Origin of the sequence: Gluconacetobacter liquefaciens, assembly GCF_003350405.1 — a bacterium.
GTDB classification, from domain to species: Bacteria; Pseudomonadota; Alphaproteobacteria; order Acetobacterales; family Acetobacteraceae; genus Gluconacetobacter; species Gluconacetobacter liquefaciens.
On record NZ_QQAW01000009.1, the window covers coordinates 20401 to 32392 of the forward strand.

The 11992-nt window shown below is 67.0% G+C and carries 11 protein-coding genes; 6 read left to right on the top strand and 5 right to left on the bottom strand.

What is annotated here, in order from left to right; translation table 11 throughout:
- Window positions 1-66: 66 nt before the first annotated feature.
- The gene (msrA, locus tag C7453_RS14395) at window positions 67-639 is read left to right on the top strand and encodes a peptide-methionine (S)-S-oxide reductase MsrA (protein ID WP_114728246.1); all 573 of its coding nucleotides are present in this window, start codon (window positions 67-69) and stop codon (window positions 637-639) included.
- Between the two features lie 10 nt (window positions 640-649).
- Here the strand turns inward: msrA and C7453_RS14400 are convergent, their stop codons facing one another.
- Genes C7453_RS14400 through C7453_RS14420 form a run of 5 tightly spaced genes read right to left on the bottom strand, consistent with a single transcriptional unit; the run spans window position 650 to window position 6304 of the window.
- Complete coding sequence (locus C7453_RS14400; protein ID WP_114728247.1) at window positions 650-1981, bottom strand: ABC transporter ATP-binding protein; 1332 nt, start codon at window positions 1979-1981, stop codon at window positions 650-652.
- A 50-nt stretch (window positions 1982-2031) separates the two neighbouring features.
- The gene (locus tag C7453_RS14405; RefSeq protein WP_114728248.1) at window positions 2032-3759 is read right to left on the bottom strand and encodes an ABC transporter permease; all 1728 of its coding nucleotides are present in this window, start codon (window positions 3757-3759) and stop codon (window positions 2032-2034) included.
- A 36-nt stretch (window positions 3760-3795) separates the two neighbouring features.
- Window positions 3796-4254 carry a dUTP diphosphatase gene (gene dut / locus C7453_RS14410; protein ID WP_114728249.1) on the bottom strand — a complete coding sequence of 153 codons (459 nt, stop codon included), beginning with the start codon at window positions 4252-4254 and terminating at the stop codon, window positions 3796-3798.
- On the bottom strand, window positions 4251-5507 hold the full coding sequence (coaBC, locus tag C7453_RS14415) for a bifunctional phosphopantothenoylcysteine decarboxylase/phosphopantothenate--cysteine ligase CoaBC (RefSeq protein WP_114728250.1): 1257 nt from the start codon (window positions 5505-5507) through the stop codon (window positions 4251-4253). The genes dut and coaBC overlap by 4 nt, the downstream gene beginning before the upstream one ends.
- Before the next feature lie 2 nt (window positions 5508-5509).
- Window positions 5510-6304: a class I SAM-dependent methyltransferase gene (locus C7453_RS14420; protein ID WP_114728251.1), complete on the bottom strand. Its 795-nt coding sequence runs from the start codon at window positions 6302-6304 to the stop codon at window positions 5510-5512.
- Window positions 6305-6333: 29 nt separating this feature from the next.
- Between C7453_RS14420 and mutM the strand changes: the two genes are divergently transcribed.
- The 5 genes from mutM to recF all read left to right on the top strand — a co-directional run bounded on the left by mutM (window position 6334) and on the right by recF (window position 11953).
- Window positions 6334-7206 (top strand): bifunctional DNA-formamidopyrimidine glycosylase/DNA-(apurinic or apyrimidinic site) lyase, encoded by an 873-nt coding sequence (gene mutM, locus C7453_RS14425; RefSeq protein ID WP_114728252.1) that lies wholly within the window; start codon window positions 6334-6336, stop codon window positions 7204-7206.
- A 139-nt stretch (window positions 7207-7345) separates the two neighbouring features.
- Window positions 7346-7615: a 30S ribosomal protein S20 gene (gene rpsT, locus C7453_RS14430; RefSeq protein ID WP_114728253.1), complete on the top strand. Its 270-nt coding sequence runs from the start codon at window positions 7346-7348 to the stop codon at window positions 7613-7615.
- A gap of 430 nt (window positions 7616-8045) precedes the next feature.
- Window positions 8046-9485 carry a chromosomal replication initiator protein DnaA gene (gene dnaA, locus C7453_RS14435; protein ID WP_114728421.1) on the top strand — a complete coding sequence of 480 codons (1440 nt, stop codon included), beginning with the start codon at window positions 8046-8048 and terminating at the stop codon, window positions 9483-9485.
- 157 nt (window positions 9486-9642) lie between these two features.
- Window positions 9643-10767, top strand: coding sequence for a DNA polymerase III subunit beta (dnaN, locus tag C7453_RS14440; protein WP_114728254.1), 1125 nt, complete (start codon window positions 9643-9645; stop codon window positions 10765-10767).
- A 22-nt stretch (window positions 10768-10789) separates the two neighbouring features.
- Window positions 10790-11953, top strand: coding sequence for a DNA replication/repair protein RecF (gene recF / locus C7453_RS14445; RefSeq protein ID WP_114728255.1), 1164 nt, complete (start codon window positions 10790-10792; stop codon window positions 11951-11953).
- Window positions 11954-11992: the final 39 nt, after the last annotated feature.

The following is an 11992-nucleotide window of genomic DNA, read 5'->3' on the forward strand; positions in this document are numbered from 1 at the left end:
TCAATCCATGCCGGGACAGCACATCTTCCATGGAGACGGTGCGAATCCGGCACAGGAGAGAAGAATATGACGAACGCGACGAAGGGGCATGACCCATCCTGGCAGACTGCCTATCTGGCGGGTGGCTGTTTCTGGTGTACCGAAGCGGCGTTACGTGAACTGGCTGGTATCGAGGACGTGGTGCCGGGTTATGCGGGTGGCGATGTTGCGAGCCCGACATATGAGCAGGTCTGCACCGGGCGGAGCGGCCATGCCGAACTTGTCCGCGTGACGTTCGATCCGGGCGTGCTGTCCTATGCCGATCTGTTGCGGATCTTTTTTACCATCCATGATCCGACGACGCTGAACCGGCAGGGCGAGGATGTGGGGACGCAATATCGCTCGGCCATCTTCTACGCGACGCCGGAACAGGAGCGGGTGGCGCATGAGGTGCGTGACGAAATCGCGGCGGCGCGGTTGTGGCCCGATCCGATCGTGACCGAGATCCAGCCGCTGACGGCGTTCTACGAGGCCGAGGCCTATCACCACGATTATTTCGCCAAGCATCCGGAGCGCGGTTATTGCGCGGCGGTGATCGCGCCCAAGGTGGCGAAGGTGCGGCGGCTGTTCTTCAACCGGCTGGCGCTGGCCCGGTCGTGATCGCAGGGAGTCATTCGGTCTCGTCGTCCAGGAAAAGCTGGTCCGCTTCCTCGTCGTAATCGAACAGTTCGGCGTAGCGGGCCCAGCCGATCAGGGTTTGCAGGGTCTGCTTGGCGTAGTCGGGGGACATGCTGTCTTCCAGTTCCTCGCGGAAACGCTCGGCGCTGGCGCGGTGGTTGGGCCGTTCGTCCAGCACCGAGCGGATCACGCGGACCAGCGGGACGTTGTGCAGCAGGCTGTGCCAGAGGATCTGTCGCCGTTCGTCGTGGCTGCTCTGGACGAAGCGCGCGCCTTCGGCCGTCAGCAGGATGTCGCCATCCTCCAGTTCGGCGAATTCCAGCAATTGCAGCGATTCGCCCAGCGGGAAGAGGTCGTCCAGCGCCAGTTGCAGGCGCGAGGCGAGGAGCGGCAGGTCGGCCCGGCCGTCCAGCGGGTCGGCGGCGAGAGTTTCCATCATGCCGACCATCGTGTTCATCGGCAGGTCGGGCAGGGCGACCTGAATCGGTGCCGTGGGCTGCGGCGCCGTTTCGCCGATGGGGAGTTCGGCTTCGGAGACGATCGGGGCGCGGCGGGTCATCAGCGCGTAGATCTGGTCGACCAGTTGGCGGAAGGCGGGATCTTCGCGGTTGCGGGGGTGGGCGAAGGGGACCGCCAGTTCGTGCGCCACGCGGCCCGGATTGGAGGAAAAGACCAGGATGCGGTCGCACATCAGGACCGCTTCCTCGATATTGTGGGTGACCAGCAGCATGGATTTGACCGGCAGCTTGCGCTCGGCCCACAGCTCGATCAGGTCGGTGCGGAGGTTTTCCGCCGTCAGGACGTCCAGCGCCGAAAAGGGTTCGTCCATCAACAGCAGGTCGGGCTGGACCACGAGCGCCCGGGCTAGGCCCACGCGCTGGCGCATGCCGCCCGACAATTCCTTGGGATAGGCGTTTTCGTAGCCGCCCAGGCCGATCAGGTCGATCGCGCCTTCGGCCAGGCGGTCGCGCTCGGCGGCGGCGATGCCCTTGGCTTCCAGGCCCAGTTCCACGTTCTTCTGCACTGTCAGCCATGGGAACAGGGCGAAGGACTGGAACACCATCGCGATGCCGGGGACCGGCCCGGAGACCGGGCGGCCCTTCCACAGGATGCTGCCTTCGGTGGGTGGGAGCAGGCCGGCCACGATGCGCAGCAGCGTCGATTTGCCCGAGCCGGAGCGGCCCAGGAGGCCGACGATCTCGCCCGAACGGAGGCTGAGATTCACGTCGTCCAACACTACAAGGTCGGCCGCGCCGCCCTTGTGGTAGGCCTGGCGGCAGTCGATGACGCGGATCAGGTCCTCCTGATCCTCGACCTGGGGCATGGGGGCCGGGGAGGAAGGCGAGAGGGTCATGGCGCGGTCCCGGATGATGATCAGACGAAGGCGAAGTGGCGGCGGGCATAATCGGCCAGCGGACGCCACACCGCGCGATTGAACAGCAGGACGAACACCGCCATGACCGTCATGCCCAGCCCGACATGGGCGGTATCGCCCGCCACCGTGGCGCGGGCGATGTAGGCCCCGAGGCCATGGGCGGCCAGATGGTCGCTGCCCCAGCTTGCGACCTCGGCGGCGATGGCGGCGTTCCACGCGCCGCCGGAGGCGGTGATGGCGCCGGTGATGTAGTGCGGCAGGATACCCGGCAGGGCGACCCGCAGCCACCAGAGCGGGCCGCGCACCTGAAGGCTGCGCGCGACCTCCAGCAGGTCTGCGGGGTAGGACGATGCGGCGGCGACCACGTTGAACAGGATATACCACTGGGTGCCGAGGATCATCAGCGGCGTGAGCCAGATATCGCTGCTGAGATGGTAGTGGACGATCAGCACGACGAAGATGGGGAAGAACAGGTTGGCCGGGAATGCGGCCATGAACTGGGCCACGAACTGCGTGCGCCGGGCGCGGGTCGGGTCGAGCCCCAGCCAGATGCCCGCGGGCACCCAGACCAGCGAGGCCAGCAGGACCATGGACACCACCCGCAGCAGCGTGAAACTGCCGAGTTCGACGACATGCAGCAATTCGAGCGGTGCGAAGGTGGCCCGTGCATAGACCCAGACCTGCCACAGGGCGAGCAGGCTCAGCCCGGCCAGCAGGGCGGTCCAGCCCCAGTCGAGCAGGCGGGACGGGAGGATGGGGCCCTGGCGGACCTCGTGGGGGCGACGGCCCAGGGGGAGGCCGCCGATGGCGGTCAGGCCGTCGCCGATGGCATCGGTGATGCGGCGGAGCAGCGCCGTGCGGCGGAGCAGGACCAGCATCCACGGGTCCGACGCCGGGGTGGCATCGGACGACGCGGTGCCGAAGCGTGCGGACCAGGCGACCAGCGGCCGGAAGAGGAGTTGGTCATAGGCCAGGATGACCACCAGCATGGCCAGGATGGCGTAAAGCACCGCCCACAGATCGCGCTGGGCGATGGCGGTGCCGACATAGGAGCCGATGCCGGGGAGCAGGATATCGGTGTTGCCGACCGTGATCGTCTCGGAATAGACGACCATGAACCAGCCGCCGGACATGGAGACCATGGCGTTCCAGACCAGTCCCGGCACGGCGAAGGGGACGTCCAGCCGCCAGAATTTCTGCCAGGCGGTGAGGCCGAAGCCGCGGGCGACTTCCTCCAGATCGGGCGGCACGGCGCGGAGCGACTGGTACATGCTGAAGGCCATGTTCCAGGCCTGGCTGGTGAAGATGGTGAAGATTGCCGCCAGTTCGGCCCCCAGGATGCGGCCGGGGAACAGGCCCATGAAGAAGACGACCGTAAAGGTGAGGAAGCCCAGGATCGGCACTGATTGCAGCACGTCCAGCACCGGTACCAGGATCAGCGCGGCGCGGCGGCTCTTGGCGGCCCAGACGGCGTAGGTGAAGGTGAACAGCAGCGAGGCGCCGAGGGCCGCGAACATGCGCAGGGTGGTGCGCACCGCATAGCCGGGCAGCCAGGCGGGATCGAGATGGATTACCGCGGCATTGGGGGCCGTGATGGGCGCCAGCATGTGGCGCCCGGCCGTGGCCAGCAGCACGGCCAGCCCCAGCATGCACAGCAGGGCGGCCAGGTCGAACAGGTTGGGCCGGCTGTCGCGGGATAAAAAGGCGGGAAGCCAACGCGCCGTCATGACCCTCTTTCCTGTCTGCCCAATGCCTCCGGCCCGTCAGGCCGTACCCGTGCTGCCGAAGCCGCCCGAGGCGCGGGAGGTTTCGTCGAGGCTCTCGGTTTCCTGCCAGGCGACGCGGACCACCGGGGCCAGGACGGCCTGGGCGATGCGCATGCCGCGCGTGATGTCCAGCGGCGCATCGCCCGTATTGAGCAGGATGATGCCGATTTCGCCGCGATAATCCTCGTCGATCGTGCCGGGCGTGTTGGGCAGGGTGATCCCGTGCTTCAGCGCCAGGCCCGAGCGCGGGCGGATCTGCAATTCATAACCGGGCGGCAGGGCGATGCACAGGCCGGTGGGCACCAGCAAGCGTGCGCCGGGGGCGAGTACGACCGGTTCGCGCACCGCCGCCAGCAGGTCCATGCCGGCGGCGCCTGCCGTGGCGTAGCCGGGTAGGGGGAGGTCGGCCGCGTGGGGCAGGCGGCGGACAGCGACGGAAACGATGGGGGCGGTCATGAGGCACTCCGGCCGGAAGAGGAAGCGGGGGTGAAGAAGGCGGCGATCCGGTCGGCCAGATGGGTGGCCACGGCCTGCTTGGTCATGCGGGGCCAGTGCTCCGCGCCGTCGCTGGTGATCAGGGTGATTTCGTTTTCCGTGCCGCCCATGATGCCCGTTTCCGGCCGCACGTCATTAGCCACGATCCAGTCGCAGCCCTTGCGCTGCCGCTTGGCCGTCGCGTGCTGCGCGACCGTATCGGTCTCGGCGGCGAAGCCGATGACGAGGGCGGGGCGGCTGGCGCCGGGGGTGGAGAGTTCAGCCAGGATGTCGGGGTTGGGCACCAGCGTCAGGACCGGGGGTGGGGCGCCGGCTGTCTTCTTGATCTTGCCGGTGGCTTCGCCTGCTACGTGCCAGTCGGCGACGGCGGCGGCGCACACCGCGATGTCGCAGGGCAGGGCGTCCCGGCAGGCCGCCAGCATCTGCCTGGCCGTTTCGACCCGGTGGAGGGTGACGCCTGCCGGCGCGGGCAGGTCGACCGGTCCGCTGACCAGCGTGACGCGCGCGCCCAGAGCGGCGAGGGCCGTGGCGATGTCATAGCCCTGGCGGCCGGAGGAGCGGTTGGCGAGGTAGCGGACCGGGTCGATCGGCTCGTGGGTCGGGCCAGCGGTGACCAGGGCGTGCCGGCCGGCGAGGGGGCCGGGAGCGGCGGGGCCGGCGAGGTGGCGGAGAATGGCTTGGGCGATGGCGGGAGGTTCGGCGAGGCGGCCGGGGCCGGTCTCGTTGCAGGCCATCAGCCCGATTTCCGGCCCGACCACCGCGACGCCGCGGGCGCGCAGGGTGGCCAGGTTGGCCTGGGTGGCCGGATGCTCCCACATGCGGACATTCATCGCCGGGGCGATCAGCACCGGTTTGTCGGTGGCCAGCAGCAGCGTGCTGGCCAGGTCGTCGGCCAGTCCTGCGGCCATGCGGGCCATGATGTCGGCGGTGGCGGGGCAGACCACCAGCAGGTCGCCGGAGCGCGAGAGGGCGATATGGCCCATCTCGTTCTCGTCGGTCAGGGAGAACAGGTCCTCGTACACCTTTTCGCCGGTCAGTGCCTGGAGGCTGAGCGGGGTGACGAACTGCCGGCCGGCCGCCGTCAGCACGGTGCGCACGCGCAGGCCCGCGCCCATGAGCAGGCGGATTAGTTCCAGCGTCTTGTAGGCGGCGATTCCCCCGCACACGATCAGCAGGACCGTGCGGCCGCCGATCGGGGCGGGGCCGGCTTGCATCGTCAGATCCGCCAGCCGGAATGGATGGCCGCGATGCCGCCCGAGAGATTGCGGACCGTCACATGCTCCAGCCCCGCATTGCGCATCATGCCGGCCAGGGTCTCCTGGTCGGGGAACATGCGGATGCTCTCGGCCAGATACTGGTAGCTCTCGCGGTCGCCGGCGATGGCGGCGCCCATGCGGGGGAGCACATGGAACGACCAGGCGTCATAGACCGGTGAGAGGGCCGCGACCTGCACGCGGGAGAATTCGAGGCACAGGAAGCGCCCGCCCGGACGCAGCACGCGCCGCGCCTCGCGCAGGACTGCATCCTTGTCGGTGCAGTTGCGCAGGCCGAAGGCGATCGTGACCCGATCGACGGAGCGGTCGGGCAGGGGGATGGCCTCGGCGTCCACCACGGCGAAATTCAGGCTGGAGATCAGCCCGCGTTCCAGCGCCCGGCTGCGCCCCACGGAGAGCATGCTGGCATTGATGTCGGACAGGATGGCCCGGCCACCGCCGGCGCGCAGCCAGCCGAACGAGATGTCGCCCGTGCCGCCTGCCAGATCGAGCAGCGTGAGGTCGGGGTGCGCGCCCATTTCGGTGACGAAGATCTTTTTCCAGGCCCGGTGGATGCCCAGCGACATGACGTCGTTCATGATGTCGTAGCGGGTGGCCACGCTGTCGAACACGGCGCGCACCATCGGCTTCTTTTCGGCCAGGGGCACGTCACGGAAGCCGAAATCGGTCGTCTCCGCGCCGGAGGGAGGGGCGCCGGCGGCGTCGAGGATGGCGGAGGGCTTGGTATTGTCGGTCATGGTTCAGGGATATAACCTCAGATCCACTCATGCCGGAACTCCCTGAAGTCGAAACAGTGATGCGTGGGATGCGGTTGCATCTCGATGGCAGGACGATCGCCCGTGTGACGGTGCGGCGCGAGGGGATGCGCACGCCCTTTCCGCCGGACCTCGCCCGACGGCTGGAAGGCGCGCAGATCTGCGATTTTGCCCGCCGTGGGAAATACATCCTGATGCGGCTGGACACGGGCGAGAGCATGCTGCTGCATCTGGGCATGTCCGGGCGGGTGCTGCTGTCGCTGCCCGGCAAGGCGCCTGTGCCCGACCGGCACGAGCATCTGTCGTTCGAAACCACGGACGGCACGCATTTCGGCCTGATCGACCCACGGCGCTTCGGCACGGTGGATGTGATGCCGACGGCGGATGAAGGAAAACATCGGCTGCTGGTCCGACTCGGCCCCGAGCCGCTGGGGAACGGATTTTCGCAGGAGTGGCTGCATCAGGCGATCGCGCGGCGGAAGACCTCGATCAAGGCGGCGCTGATGGACCAGTCTGTGGTGGCGGGCATCGGGAATATCTATGCCTCCGAGGCGCTGTTCCGCGCCGGTATCCATCCGGCGCGGATGGCCTGCGGGCTGGAGGCGGCCGAGGAGGCGCGGCTGGTCGAGGCGATCCGTACGGTGCTGGAGGAGGCCATTGCGGCCGGCGGATCAAGCCTGCGCGACTATGCCCAGCCGGATGGGGAGCTGGGCTATTTCCAGCATGCCTGGCGGGTCTATGGTCGTGCGTGGCAGGGATGCCCGGATTGCCCTGGTGGCAAGGTGTGCGGTGGGGTGGTGCGGATCGAGCAGGCGGGACGTTCGACCTTCTTCTGTCCACGGCGGCAGGTGCTTCCGGCTGGTGCGCCAACGGCGGCTGGTTGATTGGCATGGCAGTATTTCCTGCCGTGCGGAAGAGTTGTCTTGACGGGGGTGGAAGGCTTGGACTAGATCGCCACCCTGATCTGGATGTCCGAGGCCTGCTGGCGACGGACCTCGTAACCATATTTTTGAACTGAGAACCATGGCGAACACTGCTTCCGCGCGTAAGCGCATCCGTCAGAACGAGCGCCGCAATGCGCGTAACACGGCGCGCGTTTCGCGCATGCGCACCTTCGTGAAGAAGGTTGAGGCGGCGATCGCCTCGGGCAACAAGGAAGAGGCGACCAGCGCCCTGCGTGCGGCCCAGCCGGAAATGCAGCGCGCTTCGGGCAAGGGCGTGATCCACGCCAACACCGTTTCCCGCAAGATTTCGCGCCTGTCGGCGCGCATCAAGGCGCTTGTCGCGGCTTGATTGTCTGCGTCGGCTGGTATTGTTGAAATCCGGCAAATAGACGCATAGAATTTGGCAAAAGGCCGTTTCTCTCTTTCAAGGAGAGGGGCGGCCTTTGCTTTTTTTGTAAAAGTTCCGGCTGATTGCTTCAGGTTCCGGTGACTGGTGCTGTTGTGTGCGGTGGGGAGATTTTCCCGTTCCGCCGACCCAGTTTTCCGTTGCCTCGATCGGGCCGGTGACCTATCTTCTGCTTCTTCATTCCGAGACGACTGAGCAGGACATCGTGGCCGCGCCTTTTTGGCGTCGGGCAAGGGAGGCTTGTTTTCCTTTGCGTGGCGGGCTGGCGGCAGGTGGATTGCGTGGGATCATCGGTATGACGGGGACGGAAAACGCAGGGACGGATCTTCCGCATGATCGGAAGGGTACCGTCTCCATGGGGCCGGGATGGAACATGACGGGCGAACTCAGTGGATATGATGCCGTCGCGGAAGCCCGGTCGGTCCGGAATGTTCTCGACATCCACTGGTCGCGGATCTGTTCACGCCTGCAGGCCGAGGTTGGCGAGGTCGAGTATCGCACCTGGCTGAAGCAGATCAGCATCGGGCCGGTCGATGGTGACGAGATTACGCTCAATCTGCCGACACGTTTTCTGCGCGACTGGGTGCGTACGCAGTATGGCGACCGGCTGAGCGCGCTGTGGAATGCCGAGCTGCCGTCGATCCGCCGGGTGGAATTGCAGGTTGGGCGGGCTGATCCGGTTGCCGATCCGGCCGCCGCGGGTGACGAAGGCGGTTCGGCCGATGCCGCGCAGGTTGCTGCCGTGGACGAGCGGGTGGCCGAGGCGCGCAGCGAACTGAGCCGGCATGACCTGGCCGCGCCGCTGGACCCGCGTTTTACCTTCGATACGTTCGTGGTCGGCAAGCCCAACGAATTTGCCTATGCCTGCGCCCGCCGGGTGGCGGAGCGGCCGTCCAGCCCCGGTTTCAATCCGCTGTTCCTTTATGGTGGTGTCGGGCTGGGCAAGACGCATCTGATGCATGCCATCGGCTCGGAACTGACGCGGGGCGGCAAGGTCTCGGTAGCCTATATGTCGGCCGAGAAGTTCATGTACCGCTTCATCGCCGCGATCCGCTCGCAATCGACGATGGAGTTCAAGGAGCAGCTTCGCTCGGTCGATGTGCTGATGATCGACGATCTGCAATTCCTGATCGGCAAGGACAACACGCAGGAAGAATTCTTCCATACGTTCAATGCGCTGGTCGATGCCGGGCGGCAGATCGTGGTGTCTGCCGACAAGTCGCCGTCCGACTTGTCGGGCCTGGAAGACCGGCTGCGCACGCGCCTGGGGTGCGGCATGGTGGCCGACATCCATGCCACGACGTTCGAACTGCGGATCTCGATCCTGGAATCGAAGGCGGCGGCGTCGGGTGTCGCGGTGCCGGCCAAGGTGCTGGAATTCCTGGCCCACAAGATTACGTCGAACGTGCGGGAACTTGAGGGCGCGCTGAACCGCCTGATCGCCCATGCCAATCTGTTCGGCCGGCCGGTGACGCTGGAAGCGACGCAGGATGTGCTGCACGATATCCTCAAGGCCCATGACCGGCGGGTGACGATCGAGGAAATCCAGCGCAAGGTGGCCGAGCACTGGAACATCCGCCTGACCGACATGTCCTCGGCCCGGCGCGCGCGCGCGGTGGCGCGGCCTCGGCAGGTGGCAATGTATCTGGCCAAGCAGTTGACCAGCCGGTCGCTGCCTGAAATCGGGCGCAAGTTCGGCAACCGCGACCATACGACCGTCATGCACGCGGTGGCGCGGGTGACCGAACTGATGGAGCGGGATACCGCGTTCGCCGAGGATGTCGAACTGCTGCGCCGTATGCTGGAAAGCTGACGGGCGACCTTGGGCAGGAGTAGCCCGGCGGGGCTTTGCGCAGCCGGGCGGGGACTGCTAGAATCACGGGACCGAAGGTCATATCTGGCAGTCCGGGCGGGTGGCCGGGGCGGCCATGATCCCGGTGGCGTATGCCGGGCAAGGAGAGTCTGTACCTATGAAGCTGAAGGCTGACCGCGCGACATTGCTGAAGGCTCTGGCGCATATCCAGAGTGTCGCCGAGAAGCGGAATACCATTCCGATTCTGGCCAATGTTCTGATCAATGTCGCGGATGGTCGGCTGACGCTGACGGCGACCGACATGGAAATCGCGGTGGTCGAGGAAATCGGCGCCGAGACCGCCCGCAATGGTGCCGTGACCGCGCCTGCCGCCGTGCTGCACGAGATCGTCCGCAAACTGCCTGACGGGGTGGCGGTCGAACTGGACCATGCGGGTGGCGATGCGCCGCTGGCGCTGCGGGCCGGACGTTACACCACCAGCCTGAACGTGCTGGATGTGGACGATTTTCCGTCGATGACGGCGGGGGACCTGCCCAACCGCTTTTCGGTGCCGGCGGCGGTGCTGCGCGGGCTGATCGACCGCACGCGCTTTGCGATCTCGACCGAGGAGACGCGCTACTATCTCAACGGCATCTTTCTGCATGTTGCCGCCGGCGATACCGGGCCGATGCTGCGTGCGGTGGCGACCGATGGGCATCGTCTGGCACGGGTCGAGACCGAGGTTCCTTCGGGGGCGGAGGCGATGCCGGGCGTGATCGTGCCGCGCAAGACGATCGCCGAACTGCGCAAGCTGCTCGATGAAGGCACCGAGGACGTGGTGGTTGGCCTGTCCGACACCCGTATCCAATTCTCGGTGGGGCCTGTGACTCTCACCTCGAAGCTGATCGATGGCACGTTCCCGGAATATGACCGCGTGATTCCGCGTGGCAACGACAGGGTCCTGCGTGTGGGCAAGAAGGATTTCTCCGACGCTGTTGCCCGCGTCGCCGCGATCAGCCAGGAGCGCTCGCGCCCCGTCAAGCTCTCGATCGGGCGGAATCTGCTGACGCTTTCGGCGATCAGTCCCGACCAGGGGACGGCGAAGGAAGAGCTGGACGAGAACTATGTGACCTATGATGCTGAACCGATGGAGATCGGCTTCCAGGCGCGTTATCTGAACGACATTACCGACCAGATCGACCGTGACGTGGAATTCCTGTTTTCCGACAGTTCCGCCCCGACCATCGTGCGCGATGTCGCCAGCCCGTCGGCGCTGTACGTGCTGATGCCGATGCGGGTCTGATCGCGGAAGCGCTGGCCGCATCATGGCGCGCCTTGAGCGGCTGGCGCTGACGGATTTCAGGAATTACGCGCGTCTGGTCTGGCAGCCAGATGCGCCGGTCAATGTCATCACCGGCGAGAACGGCACCGGGAAAACCAACCTGCTGGAGGCTTTGTCCCTGTTGGTGCCGGGGCGGGGGCTGCGTGGCGCGCGCGGTGCCGAGATGGCCCGGCACGGGACGCCATTATGGGGTGTGGCGGCGCGTTTTGTCGCGCCGGATGGTCTGCCGTCCGACCTTTCCACCGGCAGCGATCCCGTGCGGCCCGAACGCCGGGCCTTTCGACGCGACGGCGAGGCCGTACGTGGGCGGGGAGCGCTGGCCGATTCCCTCTCGGCCGTCTGGCTGACTCCGCAGATGGACCGGCTGTTCCAGGACGGGTTGCCCGGCCGCAGGCGGTTTCTGGACCGGTTGGTGGTGGCGCTGGAGCCCGGCCATGCGCGGGAATTGGCGGCCCATGACCAGTCGGTGACGCAGCGCAACCGCCTGCTGGCCGGCGGGCGTGCCGATGCGGCGTGGCTGGCGGCGCTGGAGGATTCGATGGCGCGGCATGCCGTGGCCGCGACGGCGGCGCGACTGGTGCTGACGGATCGGCTGAACGAGGAAGGGAGGCTGGGGGCGCCGGAAGGGTTTCCCGCAGCCCGGCTCGACCTTCTGTGTCCGATTGCGGAGCAGTTGCGCAGCCGCCCGGCGCTGGCGGTCGAGGACTGGCTGCGCGACCGGTTGGCGGCCGGCCGGGCGGCGGATGCGGCGCGGGGCGGTGCCGGCATGGGCGCGCACCGGGCCGACATGGCGCTGTCGGACCGGGCCAGCGGCCGGCCGGCCGCGCAGGCCAGTACCGGCCAGCAGAAGGCGCTGCTGCTGGGGGTGGTGCTGGCCCATGCGGCACTGATGACGCGGCATCGGGGGGAGGGGCCGGTGATCCTGCTGGACGAGCCGCTGGTGCATCTGGACGAGCGGCGGCGCGAGGCGCTCTTTCGTAGCCTGGATGGATTTGATGGCACGGTTCTGATGACCGGGACCGATGCCGACCTGTTTTACCCGCTGCGCGGTCGCGCGGCGTTCTGCACGCTGTCGGACGGAGTGCTTCGGCCCGAAGGGGGAATTCCCCCCGCCGATGCTGGTTCGATGGACCCGAAGCCTGTATGATCGTGGCGTTCGACCACGACCCTGTCTGGAGCATCTGCC